At 45.5% G+C, this 17,920-nt stretch carries 12 protein-coding genes; 6 read left to right on the forward strand and 6 right to left on the reverse strand.

Annotated features, from left to right (window positions below; all coding sequences use genetic code 11):
- Positions 1-336 precede the first annotated feature (336 nt).
- The 6 genes from DSZ37_RS01150 to DSZ37_RS01175 form a co-directional block, all read right to left on the reverse strand.
- Positions 337-2,577, reverse strand: coding sequence for a DNA gyrase/topoisomerase IV subunit A (locus DSZ37_RS01150; RefSeq protein ID WP_109725138.1), 2,241 nt, complete (start codon positions 2,575-2,577; stop codon positions 337-339).
- Complete coding sequence (locus DSZ37_RS01155) at positions 2,578-2,802, reverse strand: hypothetical protein (protein ID WP_109725139.1); 225 nt, start codon at positions 2,800-2,802, stop codon at positions 2,578-2,580.
- An 11-nt stretch (positions 2,803-2,813) separates the two neighbouring features.
- Complete coding sequence (locus DSZ37_RS01160; RefSeq protein ID WP_109725140.1) at positions 2,814-4,793, reverse strand: toprim domain-containing protein; 1,980 nt, start codon at positions 4,791-4,793, stop codon at positions 2,814-2,816.
- A 129-nt stretch (positions 4,794-4,922) separates the two neighbouring features.
- On the reverse strand, positions 4,923-7,427 hold the full coding sequence (locus DSZ37_RS01165) for a heavy metal translocating P-type ATPase (protein ID WP_109725141.1): 2,505 nt from the start codon (positions 7,425-7,427) through the stop codon (positions 4,923-4,925).
- A 104-nt stretch (positions 7,428-7,531) separates the two neighbouring features.
- On the reverse strand, positions 7,532-7,882 hold the full coding sequence (locus DSZ37_RS01170; RefSeq protein ID WP_109725142.1) for an arsenate reductase family protein: 351 nt from the start codon (positions 7,880-7,882) through the stop codon (positions 7,532-7,534).
- 188 nt (positions 7,883-8,070) lie between these two features.
- The gene (locus tag DSZ37_RS01175) at positions 8,071-9,060 is read right to left on the reverse strand and encodes a cell wall hydrolase (protein ID WP_242978535.1); all 990 of its coding nucleotides are present in this window, start codon (positions 9,058-9,060) and stop codon (positions 8,071-8,073) included.
- Between the two features lie 446 nt (positions 9,061-9,506).
- On the opposite strand from DSZ37_RS01175, the gene DSZ37_RS01180 reads away from it, so the two are divergent.
- The 6 genes from DSZ37_RS01180 (at position 9,507) to DSZ37_RS01205 (ending at position 17,910) form a co-directional block, all read left to right on the forward strand.
- Positions 9,507-10,460, forward strand: coding sequence for an AAA family ATPase (locus DSZ37_RS01180; protein WP_109725143.1), 954 nt, complete (start codon positions 9,507-9,509; stop codon positions 10,458-10,460).
- Positions 10,461-10,469: 9 nt separating this feature from the next.
- On the forward strand, positions 10,470-11,663 hold the full coding sequence (locus DSZ37_RS01185) for a DUF58 domain-containing protein (protein WP_109725144.1): 1,194 nt from the start codon (positions 10,470-10,472) through the stop codon (positions 11,661-11,663).
- Complete coding sequence (locus tag DSZ37_RS01190; RefSeq protein ID WP_109725145.1) at positions 11,663-14,356, forward strand: transglutaminase-like domain-containing protein; 2,694 nt, start codon at positions 11,663-11,665, stop codon at positions 14,354-14,356. Before DSZ37_RS01185 ends, DSZ37_RS01190 begins: the two co-directional genes overlap by 1 nt.
- A gap of 10 nt (positions 14,357-14,366) precedes the next feature.
- On the forward strand, positions 14,367-14,957 hold the full coding sequence (locus tag DSZ37_RS01195) for a DUF308 domain-containing protein (RefSeq protein ID WP_109725146.1): 591 nt from the start codon (positions 14,367-14,369) through the stop codon (positions 14,955-14,957).
- Positions 14,958-15,077: 120 nt separating this feature from the next.
- Complete coding sequence (locus tag DSZ37_RS01200; protein WP_109725147.1) at positions 15,078-16,586, forward strand: TerB N-terminal domain-containing protein; 1,509 nt, start codon at positions 15,078-15,080, stop codon at positions 16,584-16,586.
- 4 nt (positions 16,587-16,590) lie between these two features.
- On the forward strand, positions 16,591-17,910 hold the full coding sequence (locus DSZ37_RS01205) for an ATP-binding protein (protein ID WP_109725148.1): 1,320 nt from the start codon (positions 16,591-16,593) through the stop codon (positions 17,908-17,910).
- Positions 17,911-17,920 lie beyond the last annotated feature (10 nt).

Raw genomic sequence — 17,920 nt, forward strand, 5'->3', positions numbered from 1 at the left:
CAGTTTTCATAACATAAAAAGCATCTCAGTAAAGGCGGTACTCTTATAGAAGTTTTACAAGTGATATTGAGGAAAACCCTTTTGAAAAAGGGTTCTTCCTCAAACTCCTTTCCTAAAACTTTCAGCATTAAATTTAGCCCCAACAGGGCGCTCTCAGTTTTATTACTGATTTTCACATCTTGTGTAAAGCGCCCTGTCGGGGCTAAATTCAGTTATAAAGTCTTTGGAAAAAGGGGGCTTGGGGGAAAAGAACCTTTCCTCAGAAAGGTTTTTTCCTCCAATAATTACATATAAACTTCTATATAAGTACTACTCTTAATGAGGTGCTTTTTGTTGTCAGAATGTAAGCTGATTGCTGTCGCCAAGCTCCTTTGCAGGCTTTCCTGCGGCAGGAACGCTCTTTGCTCTGTACTTCTCCAGCTCGGGAAGCTCTTCCTGTGTGATAATAGAAGCTGCTGAAAGTACAGCCTTCTTTCTCAGATTTATTACCTGAACGCCCTGTGAGTCTCTTGTAGACTTTGGCAGTATCATTCCTGTATTGAACACCAGTGCGTGACCGCTTGATGTTCTGAGCAGGATATCAGCGTCCTCACCAACAAAGAGTGCAGCTACAAGCGGCGATTTTGCAGAATATGCATTCGCCAGCTTCTTGCGGTTTGTCTTTGTCTCATAGGACTTCATAGGTACCTTAGCAGCCTTTCCGTTCTCAAAGAAGAACACGATATATCCACTATAATCGGTAGTGGGGACAAGTGTTTTAAGTCCCTCGTTCTCATCAAAGCTGAGCTTTGCAGGGATATAGTCACCCATGACGCTTGCCTTGGTATCGTCAAATGCACTTGCCTTTGACTTGTATGCCTGAGCCTGATCGGAGAAGAACACAAGCTCCGTCTTGTTGGTAGCTTCAAAGCTCTGGCTGATGAAGTCGCCCTCCTTCAGCTTCTGCTCTCCGCTCATTCTAAGGGACTGAGGTGTTATCTTCTTGAAGTAGCCGCTGTCTGATACAAAGAGGTGTACGGGATAATCGGGAGTATCGTCGATTACCTCCTCTTCCTCAACGTCAGACTGATAGTAGAACATTGTCCTTCTGGGCTTAGCGTAGTTCTTTATTACTTCGCGAAGCTCATTCACGATGATCTTTCTTATCTTCTTCTTGTCGCGGAGTATCTCCTCCATCTCCTCGATGTCCTTTTTCAGCTGATCAACTTCCTCAACGCGGCGGAGAATATACTGCTTATTGATGTTGCGGAGCTTTATCTCAGCAACATATTCAGCCTGAACCTCATCTATGCCGAAGCCTATCATCAGGTTTGGGACAACATCCGCTTCATTCTCAGTCTCGCGGATGATCTTTATTGCCTTGTCAATATCAAGAAGTATCTTAGAGAGAGCTTCCAGCAGGTGGAGCTTCTCTTTCTTCTTCTGGAGATCGTGGTAGGTCCTGCGCTGGATACACTCCTCACGGAAAGCAGTCCACTCGGTAAGTATCTCACGGACACCCATGACCTTTGGAGTACCTGCGATCAGGATATTGAAGTTGCATGGGTAGCTGTCCTGCAAAGGAGTCAGACGATAGAGCTTCTGCATGAGCTTATCAGGGTCTGTTCCGCGTTTTAAGTCGATGGCTATTTTCAGGCCGTCGATATCTGTCTCATCACGGATATAGGATATCTCCCTTATCTTGCCCTGTTTTACAAGGTCGATTATCTTCTCGATTATCGCCTCAACAGTGGTAGTATAAGGTATCTCCGTCACCTCTATGCAGTTTGCACTCTTGTCATAGCTGTACTTTGAGCGAACCTTTATGCTTCCGCGTCCTGTCTCGTAGACCTTATTAAGCTCTGCTTCATCATAGAGCATAAGACCGCCGCCGGGGAAATCCGGTCCCTTGAGAGTGCTGAGGATATCGTGGTTTGGATCCTTCATCAGCGCGATAGTTGTCTCGCAGACCTCCTCAAGATTGAAGGGGCACACATTGCTCGCCATTGAAACGGCGATGCCCGTGTTTGAGTTTACGAGGACAGTTGGGAAAGTAGCAGGCAGAAGTGTGGGCTCCTGCATGGTATTATCGTAGTTTGGAACGAAATCGATCGTCTCCTTGTCAATGTCACGGAAAAGCTCGTTGCATATCTTCTCCAGCTTTACCTCGGTGTATCGCGGTGCAGCAAAGTGCATCTTGCTGGAGTACTGCTTACCGAAGTTACCCTTGCTGTCTATATATGGGTGAAGCAGCGCCTCGTTGCCCCTTGTCATACGGACCAGTGTCTCATATATAGCCTGATCGCCGTGGGGGTTGAGCTTCATGGTCTCACCGACCACGTTCGCAGACTTTGAACGCTCCTTGTCGGGATTGAGAAGTCCCCTCTTGTACATCATGTAAAGAAGCTTTCTGTGTGAGGGCTTGAAGCCGTCTATCTCGGGAAGAGCTCGGGAGATGATAACGCTCATAGCATAGGGCATATAGTTCTTTTTCAGCGTGTCTGTGATCTTCTCGTCAACGACGCTTCCTGAACCCTCTATATAAGCCTCGTGCTTGTACACGGGCTGTTTTTTGGGAGTTTCCCTCTTTCTTGGCATTTATGATTCTCCTTCTGTACGTCTTTTGCTTTTCTTCAAAAGTTTTTCGGGATCCTTAACATAAGTTCTTACAACGCTTCCGCAGTCGCGGCAGATTGTATGATACAGTGAAGTTGAATGCAGCAGACTGTCCGCACTGTAAACTGCACCGTAAAAATTCTGATAGCCCGTAATGAACTCAGTTCCGCCGCAAAAACGGCATTTTGTCATTTTGACCCTTTTCATATCAAATCTCCTTAGCTTATATCTGCTAATTCAAGATAGTCGGCACCGTATTCGGATATATAGTCCTTACGCCCCTGAAGATCGTCTCCGAGAAGCATTTCGAATATCTCCGCTGACTCTGTGATATCATCAGCTGTCACCTTGATGAGACGGCGTGTATCGGGATTCATAGTCGTAAGGCTCATCATATCAGGCTCGTTCTCACCGAGACCTTTCGAGCGCTGTATGGTATGCTTCTTGTCGCCTATCATTTCGAGAATACGCTGTTTTTCCTGCTCGGTATAGGCAAAATAGGTCTTTTCCTTGGTATTAATCTCAAACAGAGGAGACTCAGCGATATAAACGTATCCCTGCTCAATGAGAGTAGGAGTAAGCCTGTAAAGCATGGTCAGGATAAGTGTTCTTATCTGAAAGCCGTCTACGTCCGCATCGGTACAGATAACTATCTTGCTCCAGCGGAAATTGTTTATATCAAAGTTTGAAAGCTCCTTGTTGGCTTTGGTGGTGACTTCAACACCGCAGCCCAGTACCTTGATAAGGTCTGTGATTATCTCGCTCTTGAATATCTTTGTGTACTCAGCCTTCAGACAGTTGAGTATCTTACCGCGGACAGGTATTATAGCCTGAAACTCAGCATTTCTCGCAAGCTTTACGGAACCGAGAGCCGAATCGCCCTCCACTATATATATCTCGCGGCGGGAAACGTCCTTGGTACGGCAGTCAACGAACTTCTCGACCATGTTCGCAAGGTCGATAGTTCCCGTCAGCTTCTTTTTGACATTGAGTCGTACCTTTTCTGCGTTCTCACGGCTGCGCTTGTTTATGAGTATCTGCTCGGCTATCTTCTGAGCCTCATCGGGATTTTCTATGAAGTAGACCTCCAGCTGGTGGCGGAGGAACTCCGTCATAGCCTCGCGGATAAACTTGTTTGTGATAGCCTTCTTGGTCTGGTTGGCGTAAGAGGTCTGTGTGGAGAATGACGAGGATACAAGTATAAGACACTCCTCAACATCGGCATAGGTTATCTTGCTCTCGTTTTTCTGATAGCCGTTTATTGACTTTATATAGCTGTCTATCTGGGACTGGAAAGCTCGCTTTACTGCTTCGGCAGGTGAACCTCCGTGCTCAAGATAGCTGGAGTTGTGATAGTATTCCGTAAGCTTTGCCTTATTTGAAAATGTCAGTGCCACATCAAGCTTCACCTTGTACTCGGGCTTGTCCTCACGGTCCTTACCCTTTTTCTCGGCAGTCCAGTGCTGAATAGATGTTAGAGCGCCCTCACCTGCTATCTCCTGAACGTACTCGGTAATTCCCGACTCATAGAAAAACTCCTGCTCGTTAAAGCCGCCTGCTTCATTCTCGGAGCGGAACACAAAGAGGATATTGGGGTTTACTATTGCCTGACGCTTGAGTATATCGCAGAAAAACTCGTCGGAAACATCTATATCGGTAAATACCTCAAGGTCGGGGCGCCAGCGTGTTTTGGTGCCTGTCTGCTTCCTCTTGCAGGGCTCTTTTTTAAGTCCGCCTACGTTGTTGCCCTTTTCAAAGTGCAGGTCGTACTTGAAGCCGTCACGGATGACCTCAACGTCCATGAACTCAGATGAGAACTGTGTGGAGCACAGACCAAGTCCGTTAAGACCAAGAGAGTACTCATAGGACTCCGCAGAGGTATCATATTTGCCGCCTGCATAGAGCTCACAGTAAACAAGCTCCCAGTTATAACGCTTTTCATTGTTATTGTAATCAACAGGACATCCGCGTCCGAAGTCCTCTACCTCGATCACATTATTTCTGAAATGAGTGATGATGATCTTATTACCGTAACCCTCACGGGCTTCGTCTATGGAGTTTGAGATGACTTCAAAGATCGAATGCTCACAACCGTCAAGACCATCCGATCCGAATATAACAGCAGGACGTTTGCGGACTCTGTCCGCGCCCTTCAGCATTGAGATACTGTCATTGCCGTAATCTTGTTTCTTAGCCATAATCCACTGCCTTTCAGTCACGTTTTAATGCATACTTAATAATTATATCACATCAGAAATATTTTTGCAAGTCCGCGGCAAAAAAATCCCCTATATACGGAAAAAGCAGCCGTAAAAGCTGCTTTTTTCTTATTTTGTTCCGATATACTTATAGCCAGCATCGGTTATCGCTTTCTTTACCGCTTTTTCATCAAGTGTTCCTGACAGCGTGAGCTTTGCAGTCCCCTGTTCATGGTTTGTTACAGCCTCATCCACAAATGTCAGCTCCTCAAGCGCTTTCTTTACCCTTGCTTCACAGTGACCGCACATCATGCCTTTTATTTTCAGCGTTGCTTCGCTTGTATCATTGCTTGATTCTGCGAGAACATTTTTCCGCTTCTTGTCGTTGCTGCTGTCATGCACCTTGAAGAAGTTGAGTCTAAGAGCATTCGATACTACAAAGAAGCTTGAAAGACTCATGGCTGCAGCACCGAACATGGGATTCATCTGCCAGCCAAAAAGCTTGTAGTAAACGCCTGCCGCCAGAGGTATTCCTATGATATTGTATATAAATGCCCAGAAAAGGTTCTGATGGATATTCCTCAGAGTTGCCCTGCTGAGACGAACTGCCGCAGGAACATCGCTGAGGCGGCTTTTCATGAGTACTACATCTGCCGCATCTATGGCTACATCAGCTCCTGCACCGATAGCAATACCCATATCGGCAGCTGTAAGCGCAGGTGCGTCGTTAATGCCGTCACCGACCATGGCTACCTTGCCTTTCTTTTTAAGGCGGCGGATAACACTCTCCTTGCCGTCGGGAAGTACACCTGCTATGACCTCATCAACACCTGCCTGTGCTCCGATAGCTTTTGCAGTTCTCTCGTTATCACCTGTCAGCATTACAACATGAATGCCCATGTTCTGAAGCTCTCTGACTGCCTGAGGACTGTCGTCCTTTATTACATCCGCAACAGCTATTATTCCCATAAGACTTCCGTCCTTTGTGAAGAACAGCGGTGTCTTTCCCTGCTCTGACAGCTCCTCGGCAGATGACCTCATTTCCTCGGAGACCGTAGCCTGCTCACTTATAAAGGCAAGATTGCCGCCGGTTAATGTACTGCCGTCAGCTTTAGCTGTTAGACCGTTTCCGGCAACAGCTTTAAACTCACTCACTTCGTCGGCAGAGACGCCTTTTTCATCTCCGTATTTGAGAACAGCCTTTGCAAGAGGGTGCTCACTCTTTTTTTCAAGTGCATACGCCAGTCGGAGCAGCTCATCCTCAGCCACACCCTCGGCTGTAATGATATCTGTGACCTCAGGCTGTCCCCTTGTTATGGTGCCTGTCTTGTCCAGTGCTACTATCTGTACCTTACCTGTCTCCTCAAGAGAAACGGCTGTCTTGAAAAGGAGACCGTTTTTAGCACCGACTCCGCTGCCGACCATTATGGCAACAGGAGTTGCAAGTCCAAGCGCACACGGGCAGCTTATAACAAGTACAGAAATGGCTCTTGCCAGTGAATAGCCCACAGGTCTGCCGACAAGCAGCCACACTATAAGTGTAACAAGAGCAATTCCAATTACAACAGGGACAAACACTCCCGAAACCTTATCCGCTATTTTGGCAATGGGCGCTTTTGTGGCAGCTGCATCACTTACCATCTTTATTATCTGGGAAAGTGTTGTATCCTCGCCTACTCTTGTGGCCTCACAGCGCAGATATCCCGATTGATTAATAGTAGCAGCTGAAACTCCATCCCCTGCCGACTTATCAACAGGAATACTTTCTCCCGTTAGGGCTGCTTCATTAACTGCACTCTCACCGTCTATGACAATTCCGTCTACAGGGATGCTCTCTCCGGGCCGTACTGCGAAAATGTCGCCTTTTTTCACTTGCTCAACAGGTACCTCTGTCTCCTCACCATCACGCACAAGGACAGCTGTCTTTGGAGCAAGCTTCATAAGTCCTTTGAGTGCATCTGTGGTCTTGCCCTTAGAACGTGCTTCCAGCATTTTTCCTACGGTGATCAGCGTAAGTATCATCGCCGCAGACTCAAAGTAGAAGTTGTGCATATAATCCATCACAGCATCGGTATTGCCCTTCAGCTGAGCATCTGTCATGGCAAAGAGGGCAACTGTACTGTAAACAAAAGAAGCTCCTGAGCCAAGTGCTACAAGAGTATCCATATTCGGAGAGCGGTGAATGATACCTTTAATGCCGTTGATGAAGAACTTCTGATTGATGACCATAACAATAGCTGCCAGCAGAAGCTGAGCAAGTCCCATCATGACATGGTTGCCCTCCATAAATGAAGGCAGAGGAAATCCGAACATCATATGTCCCATGGATATATACATAAGGAGCAGAAGAAAGCCCAGCGAAGCAATGAGCCTTTTCTTCATAAGAGGAGTCTCCGTATCTTTAAGTTCATCATCAGCAGGTGCAGCGGAAGGCGCTCCCTTTAAGGAAGCTCCGTAGCCTGCATTTTTTACCGCATTTATAATTTCCGAATCGGAAGCTGTCCCCTCTACGCCCATAGAGTTTGTGAGAAGGCTGACAGAGCATGACGATACACCGTCCAGTGAAGATACAGCCTTTTCTACCCTTGCGCTGCACGCTGCACAGCTCATGCCTGTGACGTTGAATTGTTTCATCAAACCACCTCCGAATTTACTTGTTATTATTATATCAAATTCACTGACAAGTGTCAATTAACCAAAGCTAACAAAAAGCGGACTATGTCAGTCCGCTATAATTATTATTTTACTGCTTCCTCATAGTCGCTTTCCTTAAAGCCAACAACTACTTTGCTGCCGTTTATGAGTATCGGACGCTTTACCAGCATACCGTCTGTGGCAAGAAGTCGGAGCTGCTCCTCCTCACTCATTTCGGGGAGCTTATTTTTCAGCTCCATGGATTTATAGAGCAATCCGCTGGTATTGAAGAATTTCTTCAGAGGGAGTCCGCTCATTCCGTACCAACTTTTCAGCTCCTCATACGAGGGATTCTGCTCCTTGATATCTCTCAGATCATAGGAAACACCATTAGCGTCCAGCCACTTTTTCGCCTTCTGACAGGTAGTACATTTAGGATAGCATATAAAATTCATATTATTCCTCCAACTCAAAAAAATTCTCAGAAATGTGTCACATTTCCTGTTTATGTATCGTTTATATATATGGTGAGCATGAGCGGCAGCAAATAACCGCCTACAACAAATATTATATCATATGATCATATCAATAGCAAGAGCGGCGGGCATAAAAAAACAGTCGGCTGTGCGCCGACCGTAATTTCTTATTTCACATAGAAGTGATTGTTTGTACCGTCACCCCAGAAACCATTGTAACCCTGAGTAAAGGATTCAGGCTCTGTAAAGTAAAGTGTAACAGCGTCCTTGACGCTCTGAGTGACATATGAAGAATATGTGCCCAAATTTACATATCCATTTGCTCCCGAGAACTGATACGGCTGAGTAAGTACGTCGTAGATCGTGTTCGGGAATCTAGGTGAATTTACTCTATTCATAATCACCTCTACAACATATGCCTTGTCATATTCTCCTATCCAATAGCAGCCTGCTTCGTGTGCAACTGCATTACAGAGCATTATATACTCCTCATCGGATATCGGAAGTGACCCGCTATCGGAAACTACTTCAACCTCTGTTACTACTTCCGGCTCCTCCGTTACTTCGACGTATGTGGTGGTCGGTTCGGGAGCAGCTGTAGTAGGCTCAGCTGTCGTTGTGATCTCTGCGGTAGTGGTGGTCGTTGTTGCAGCGGTAGTTGTTATCGTTGTAGTTGTAGCAGGCTTTGCAGCCGTGCTTGTTGCCTTTGGCGCAGTGGCTGTTACCTTAGCGACCTTTGCCGCTGTGGTTGCCGCCTGTGTAGAAGGCTGTGTTAATGCAGCCGGCGCGTGAGCCGGTGCTGGCACCGATCTTGAAATCTGAGAAGCTGCTGTAGCGGCCTCGGTACTGTACTGGGAAGATGTGCCTTCCTGTGCGTACATTGAGTATTTGCTTGCAGCCGTTGTATTTTCGGCTGTATAAGATTTCTTGGTGGTTGTTCTTTTGTATGTAGTTGTTTTCTCGTTGTTAACTGCAAATGATGTACTTGCAGTTGCTGAAGTGTTTGTGCTGCTGACGACAGGATCGTCTGCATTTTCCTCAGTAACGAGATCAGCTGTACTTACGGTCGAAGATGTAAGATATGCAACTCCGAATCCTCCGCCCAGGACTGATGCAACTACTCCGCATGCTAATGCTGCGGCTCTGAGATTACCCATCAACTCATCCTTTCCTGAAAAATCATTTTCAATTTTTTTCGGGCTGATGATATGATAACACATATCCTACGAAATATCAATACTTTCAGGATTTTTTCCATTTTGTGGTTGCTTTTTTCCACAATAATTATATCCCCAAAGTAAATCTGCACAGTTTAAATAGATATTTTATGGATTAAATATGAACTCATAATTAATAATTAATCTTATTTATCATCTATTTGTTACAAATCGGTAACAATATCTTGCTGTCAGAGGGTATATCCTCTCATATTCAATCGCCTATTTAACGTCATTTTTTTCATTTTTCGACAGCTGAAATGCTGCATGAAAAGTAACTGAAATATTACATTGGCATATTGACAAAATATACAGACAGCTATTGCAAATGACTGCCTTTAATGATATAATAAATAGGTATAAACATATTTTACAGGAGAAATATTATGAACAAGACGTATTATACAAACCAGATCAATTCTGTTATTGCCGAGGTCAAGAAAGCTGTCATCGGCAAGGACGCTATCATTATCAAGGCTTTGCTTGCTATGCTGTGTAAAGGTCATATCCTTATCGAGGATATCCCCGGTGTTGGTAAGACCACCCTTGCTCTCGCCTTTTCCAAGGCGCTGTCCCTCGAACACAACCGTATGCAGTTCACTCCCGATGTACTGCCCTCTGATGTAACCGGTTTTTCCGTATACAACAAGAGCAACGGCAAGTTCGAGTTTCGACCCGGTGTTGCTTTCTGTAACCTGTTCCTCGCTGACGAAATAAACCGTACCTCCAGCAAGACACAGTCCGCTCTCCTTGAGCTGATGGAGGAAAAGAGCATCACTGTTGACGGAAATACATATAAGCTGCCTGAGCCCTACACCGTTATTGCCACCCAGAACCCCATCGGTTCTGCAGGTACACATAACCTCCCCGATTCGCAGCTTGACCGTTTCATGATAAAGCTCAGCATGGGCTATCCCGATTTTGACGGTGAAGTTTCCATTCTGAAAGCAAAGCATAAGAACAATCCCCTTGAAAAGGTCCAGCCTGTTGCAGACGCTTCATTTATCACCGAGCTTCAGGAGTACATCTCAAACATCTACGTTGATGACAGAATATATGAGTACATAGTTTCCCTTTCGGCAGCTACCCGTAACCATCCTATGCTCAAGCTGGGAGTCAGCCCCAGAGGTACTCTCGCTCTTATGCAGCTTTCAAAGGGTATCGCTGTTGCTATGGGCAGAGATTACGTTATCCCCGAGGATATATCCTATATTTGCAGCGATGTTTTCGAGCACAGGATAATGCTCAACTCAAAGGCAAAGCTCTCGGAAACAAGTGCTTCCGATATCATCACAGAGATTCTGAAAACAGTTCCCGTTCCCGGGATAAGCGAAAAGTAAGGCGGAATTATGATCCTTACAAAAATACTGTTTATTATACTTATAATAGTATGTATCTGCTTCTATGTTCTCTATGTGTGGGACTTTGCTCTGATACTTCTCATCGTTATCGCTGCTCTGCCTGTTATTATGTTCATCACCACATATATAACCAAGAGGCTCATAACCGTGGAATTTGCAGTAAAGGACAAAAATGTTTCAAAGAACAAGGACTTCCCTGTTCAGCTCGTTGTCACTAACAGAAGCATCTTCCCCATCGGTAAAGCAGAAGCACATATTGAATATTATAATGTGTTCAGCGATCAGACATCTGCTTTTGATCTGTATCTGCCTGTTCAGCCGAGAAATTCCCAGCGTATTACTTTCCAGCTCAGTTCAAAGTTCTGCGGAGTCATCAAGATTCGCTCTGCTCGCCTGAATATTTACGATCCGCTGAGACTTTTCAGGTTCAGAACAGCAAAGAATATCTGTACCGATATCGCTGTTATGCCCGAAGGTCACGAGATCGGCGGTATCGTCCATTATACCGACCGCGTAAACGAGGAAAGCGACGTTTTCTCCGAATACAAGCCCGGCGACGATCCTTCTGAGGTTTTCGACCTCAGAGAATATAATCAGGGAGACAAGCTCAATCGCATACACTGGAAGCTGAGTTCCAAAAAAGACGACTTTATTGTAAAGGATTACAGTCTTCCCATAGATGTTCCCTGCTCCGTTTTTCTTGATATGAAATGCTATCAGAACAGCGAGCTTACACTTCCTGTTTTTGATACGCTTATCGAGACTATGATCTCGCTCTCTCAGTTCCTTCTCGAAAACGAGAGAGGTCATTCCGTTATATTCTTCAATTCATCGCTGAACAGGTTCGTCGAGCACACTGTACTGGACAGCTCCGACCTTAACACTGTTATAAATGAGATAATATCATCTGTAAGAGACGATCTCTTCTGTCAGTCTCCAGATGTTTACTTTATGGAAAATCCAACACTTTCTTATGCCTCATTTACTATCATTACCTCATCGAAGGATCAAAAGGTCCTTGAACATATCGATGAGAACATAGAAGCCGATTTCAAGAATGCGCTTCTGATCGTAAATTCAGCTGATGATCTTTCCGATAAACTGGCAGGCTATCAGGCTCTCAGCATCATCCCCGTTGCAGTCGGCAAGATATCCGCTTCAATAAAGGACATAGATATATAATGAAAAGAAAGAACATACAAAACAAAAACGGCATTTCTATCAGTGACAGCATAGTAATGTCCGTAAAAAGGAAACACGCCAATTACCGCAAGCCGTTTTCCGCTGCGATAGCTATTATCGGTTTCGTTTCCATAATAAAAGCGTTTCTCGGAATGTTCCATTTCCATTATTCCGTCAGCACTGTCTTTATGGCTGCTGCTGTCATAGGTGCATTCTATCTGACACTTTCAATTATCAGCAAAAGAGCTTTATGGGTCTACGCCGCTTCAGTTATAGTATTTGTTGTCTGTGCGTACAGAAAAGCCGCCAAGATAGCACTTGGTTTTAAATTTATATATAATATAGTATATAAGGACGCCTATCACTCTGAAATAGAATACTATAAGGGACTAAAGTCGGCTCTTGAGGTATCTTCGGTCAATACACTGTTTATCTTCTATATCTGGCTTCTTGCAATCATAGTATTCTTCTTCACGATATGCCGCCCCAATCCCGTACTGCCGCTAATGGTAACATTCCCTGTGCTTGAGATAGGTATGTACAACGGTATCAGGGTACCTGTTTTCTGGGGAATACTCTGTATAGCCTTCTGGCTGGCGCTTCTTGCCATGTCCACTATCGATGTGGGAGAGTATTCGGGAGGTCAGAGCGGATTTGTACGAAAGAACGATCTGTTCTTCCCCAAGCGGCACATGAAGCTGAAGGTCACTGAGAAGTGCGGTATGCTCATCATCGCTTCTGTTGTTGCGGTGGCAGCTGTTTCCTCATGCTTCCTGAAGCTGACTCACTATAAGCGCAGCGAAAAGATCGACAATAAGCGCCGGGAGATCACAGAGGCTCTCAACGACTTCTCATTCGATAATCTTGCAGAAAGCCTTTCAAATCTCTCAAACGCAATAGGCCTCGACTTTGAGTATGAAAACCATAAGCTCGGTACAAACGACCATGTAAAGTACAAAAATGTCACCGATCTTACCGTTACTCTTGAGCATCCGACAGACAATGCTATATACCTCAAGGATTATGCAGGTGCCATCTACAAGAACAACGAATGGTTCGGTCTTCCGTCATCAGCATATAAAAACGGTACTATCAAGGACTTTGATTCATACGATATCCATCCGCAGGACTATCCCGGACTGTTTTCAAAGCTGCTTGACCCTTCTCTCGAAGAAACCACAATATGGATCAAGCCCAGCGCAAAAAAGAGCAGGCATCTGTATTCTCCATACGGGACCATAAATGTCGGCTCACTCTCCTATAACAAGGACCTTACAGTATCGGACGGCAAAGCAAAAAAGGGCGAATGCTCTTACAAGTTCATAAATCTTGATACAAACTCCATATACGATCAGCTTATCACTGTATCCGAACAGAACAGCCAGCGTAATTCGAGAGAGGTCTATTCGGCTTCCGATATCAAGCCCGCTGCTTTGCGCGACAGAATACAGAAATACTGTGATGAAAAGGGACTAATCTCATACGATGATTTCTTCCCCGTTGATTTCGGTATACCGGCTGATCCCGAATACCTTCTTTCCAAGGGCGATGTTCTGCTTGCAGAGCTTATGCATAACAGCTATAAAGACTTTGTATATGAGAATTATCTTAAAGTCCCCGACACAGCTGCCATGAAAGAAGTCGAGGATGCCTACTCGGATATAATCACAATGTATGATGGCTCCGTCAGCAGCGAGTTCGAGACGCTGAATGCGATCAGGGACCGTATGTCATCGGAATGTACATATTCTCTTTACCCGAGAAAAACTCCTTCAAACCGCGATTTTGTCAACTATTTCCTGCTTGAGAACAAAAAAGGCTATTGTACTCACTATGCTACCTCAGGTGTAATGCTGGCAAGAATGGCAGGGATCCCCGCACGTTATGCTACGGGATATATCCTTGTTGAAAAGGACATCGAAGGCGGTCATTCAAGCTCAGACGGTTCAGTCACCATTGATGTAAAGGACAACAGAAGTCATGCATGGGCTGAGATATATGTGGATAATATCGGCTGGATACCATACGAATTCACAGCAGGTTATTCCGCGCAGGAGATAAACACACAGCCCGTAACAACTGCCGAGCCTACAACAGCTGAGGATGCCACCACAACTACTAATGATCCGGCTTCAAGGACTACGGGCACTGTGAGCAAAGCAGCAGCTACTACCACATCAACAGCTGTAACAACAAAAACGGCAACCTCTATCGCCAAGGGCGGTGCAGGCTCCGGTTCCGGTCATGGAATACATATCCCTAAGGTGCTAAAAAACATTCTTCTGTTACTTTTGGCACTTATCCTTATAACAGCTTTCATTCTTCTGAGAAGGAAGTTTATTCTGAGTCTGAGAGAAAAGCGCTTCACCACCGGAAAGGCAGAGCGTAAGGTTAGATATATGTATGCATATGCAGAAAAACTGCTCGAAGCTCTTGATATGAAGAGTGAAAACGGCAACTATAACAGCTTTGCAGATGAAGTCGAAAAGGCATACGGCGGCATTTATTTCAATGAGGGAGCATTCAGAAAGCTCACCGATACCGCTCTAAGGGCAAGCTTCAGTAAGGATACACCTACTGATAAAGACATCGAAGAGAGCCGCAGGACTATCGAGGCTATCTCCGATAAGCTCTATAAAAAAGCAAGCCGCTTCGACAAGCTGAGACTGATGTATATCAATGTTCTGAAATAGGGGGATCAACATGAAAATCGATAACTCAGGATATCTCTTTAAAGCAATACTCCTTACTGTATGCGGCGTACTTCTGACATTCTTTCCTGGAGTCCTTGCATGGGTATTCTATATAATCGGCGGAATCGTCATTATCGGAAGCCTTCTGACAGGCTTCAGCGGCGGTGATGGAGGTTCACTGTTCTCCGTCGGTATGGTCGGCGCAGGTATCGGATTATTCATAATGTACCTGCCGAAGCTTATAAGCACTCACATTGCAGGCATAGCAGGTCTGATACTTGTAATAGTTGGTATAGTTCAGATAGTAAGGTCACGAAAAAAAGACTTTACCAATGGCATGAAAACAGTCCAGCTTGTATTCGGCATACTGCTTCTCGTAGCAGGAATATTCTTCATGTTCAATCCATTCCATGCCAGCAAGATCATCCGTATTCTCACAGGAGTTGTACTTCTCCTCTTTGCCGCATTCAACTACTATGTTGTCTATGTTATCAATCAGAGAAACGCAGGCAACATAAGCAGCAGTTCAGGCAGCTCTCCTGATATCATCGATACTTCGGGAGTCGAAAAGCCTGACGAGATAAACAATCGCATCGAATAACACTGATACTGCCGAGATATCGGCAGTATTTTTTTGTACAGCAAACCGAACAAGTGTTTGACAACGATAGGGATATGTGATATAATGTAAGTTGAACATTCAGAAAAGGGTGCGTGAAAAATGTCGGATACAAAAGAGATACTTCAACAGATACTCAATGACGAAAAGCTTCTGAAAAGCCGTGCTTTCCGCGACCGCGTCTACACTGACGAACCCATTATCCGAACAGCATCACAGCTTCCGCGCCCCAAAACTCCCGAAAAGATAAAGGAGATGAGAGGACTCGCCTTCACTCCCGAAGCCTACTGGAAAACATCTGCATGGCTTTTCTACACACAGGGAAAATTCATGGAGGACTTTGAGGACGTTTTCCCGTATAATGAGGACTTTGTCAAATACTATCCGTCATACCGCGATATGACAACAGAACAGCTGAGAGGCTATTTTTCATGGCGCACAAAAGTTCGCAAGGGAAAAGTCGAAAAAGCTCCGGAGCCATTTGTATATGTATATCTGTACGAGTTGATAAACTGCATAGGCTATTCAGAGCCGACAGAATGCTTTAAGCAGTTCAGCGGCTTCTGTCAGCAGTACGCTTCCATAGATGACAGCATTGCAAAATACACGGATACATGGCTCAAGGACTTTATCGTGTATTACGGGCTGGACAGCTCATTTGCCGATGAACTTGAAGATATACGCTATGATAAGCAGCTTCTTACCCTTATACACTGGAATGAACACAGCAATGACGAGCTTTTCGCAGCTATTGATGATCTGTCCTCATATCAGCTGAAAAAGTCACTGTTTTACGTAGCATTTCCCGAGGATATAAAAGAAGTCGTTGTCAGAAGCTTCATAAGCCTATCGGACTTTTTCCGCGATAAAAGGAAGAACTCCCTCTGTGACAAGCTTTTCGGCAATATTGTTGAATGCTCGTATAATATGTTCGCTTCATCTATATTCTACGACAGACAGTCGCTGAGAGACTGCGAGTATGCTCTCAACGAAATACACTCATTTACTTGTAAAAGCGGTAAGTGGAAGTGCCGTAAATACTTCGGAAACCGCGGCAGGAACGGTCATCTCGGCGACCTCGTCAAAGCTATTGACAGTCTTATGCGCGAGAAAAAGGACTTTAAGCACAAGATAAGCTATACGGGCGTCTCAAAAACTGCGGTAAAGCTCATACAAGCAGAGATAGACACTCTGTATGAGGGGCAGCGCCGCGCTGAGGCAACTAAAATAGAGATAGACCTGTCGAAGCTTGCCGGGATAAGGAAGTCTGCCGACAGCACTCGTGAGAAGCTTCTGGTCGATGATGAGGAGCCTGAGATAATTACAGCTCCCCATGAGCCTGTTGTTTCTGAGGCTGTCTCCGAGGTAAATGATGAAAGTCCTCTTGACAGTGACGAAAAGCTGTTCATAAAGGCGCTTCTGTACGGCAGAGATACCAATGCAGCGGCAAAAAGCTGCGGAAAGATGGTCTCTATCCTTGCGGACAGCATAAACGAAAAGCTCTTTGATCTCTTCGGCGATACAGTCATAGACTTCTCTGCCGACAGCCCCGAGCTTATAGAAGATTACACAGACGAACTGAGAGAAATGTTCCCCGATAATAAGGAGTAAAACTATGAAAATACCAAAGAGAATAGCCTCCGCAGTCATCAATTCCCTCAAGGGCGGAGTTGTGCCGCGAACAGGTCTGCCTTATATAACCGTCGGCCGTGAGACCGAGATAGACGCTCTCCTCCACGACGTAGATATAATTGCCGACGGCGGAGCTGCCTTCCGCTTTATCTCAGGCAAGTACGGCAGCGGTAAAAGCTTTCTCCTCCAGACCATTAGAAGCCATGTTATGGACAGGAACTTCGTCGTTGTTGACGCCGACCTTTCCCCCGAAAGAAGACTTCAGGGTACAAAGGGTCAGGGACTTGCTACCTACAAGGAGCTGATCCGCAATATGTCAACAAAGACTCGTCCCGACGGAGGTGCTCTTACACTTATCCTTGACAGATGGATAAGCGGTGTGCAGAGCGAAACTGCCGCTGAAACAGGTATGTCCCCTGATTCTCCCGAGTTCGGCAAGGCTGTGGAGAAGAAGATATACGAGGTGATCAACGCTCTCAGCGAAATGGTACACGGCTTCGATTTCGCAAGGCTGCTCACTATTTATTACCACGCATCAGCTGACGGAAATGATGAGGAAAAGGCTAAGGTGGTAAAGTGGTTCCGCGGTGAATATGTCAACAAGACCGAAGCAAAGTCAGAGCTTGGCGTCAATATCGTCATCAGTGACGATGACTGGTATGAGTATATCAAGCTCTTTGCAATGTTCCTGAAAATGGCAGGCTACAACGGGCTCCTCGTGCTTATTGATGAGCTTGTGAATATATACAAGATCCCCAACAGCATAACAAGGCAATACAATTATGAAAAGATACTGACCATGTACAACGACACCCTGCAGGGAAAGGCAAAGTATATCGGTATCATCATGGGCGGCACTCCTCAGTGTATCGAGGACACGCGCCGCGGAGTATACAGCTATGAGGCTCTCCGCTCACGACTGGCTGAGGGACGCTTCGGCCGCGAGGGTGTCAGGGATATGCTGGCTCCCGTTATACACCTTATCCCCCTCACCTATGAGGAGATGCTGGTGCTAACTGAAAAGCTTGCTGATATCCATGCTCAGCTCTTTGACTATGAACAGAAAATTACTCAGGAGGACATGATCCGCTTTATACAGCTGGAGTTTTCCCGTATCGGCTCTGACAGCCATATCACTCCCCGTGAGGTCATACGCGACTTCATTGAGCTCCTTGACATAGTTTTCCAGAATCCGCAGATAAACATAAGCGAGTTCATCGCTTCCGACTCCATGGCTCATGTAAAGCCTTCTGTGGGTCAGGACGACCAGACAGATGAAGAATTCGCCGAGTTTGAGATATAAGGACTTGCAA

The organism is Ruminococcus flavefaciens, assembly GCF_900116855.1.
GTDB lineage: Bacteria > Bacillota > Clostridia > Oscillospirales > Ruminococcaceae > Ruminococcus > Ruminococcus flavefaciens_R.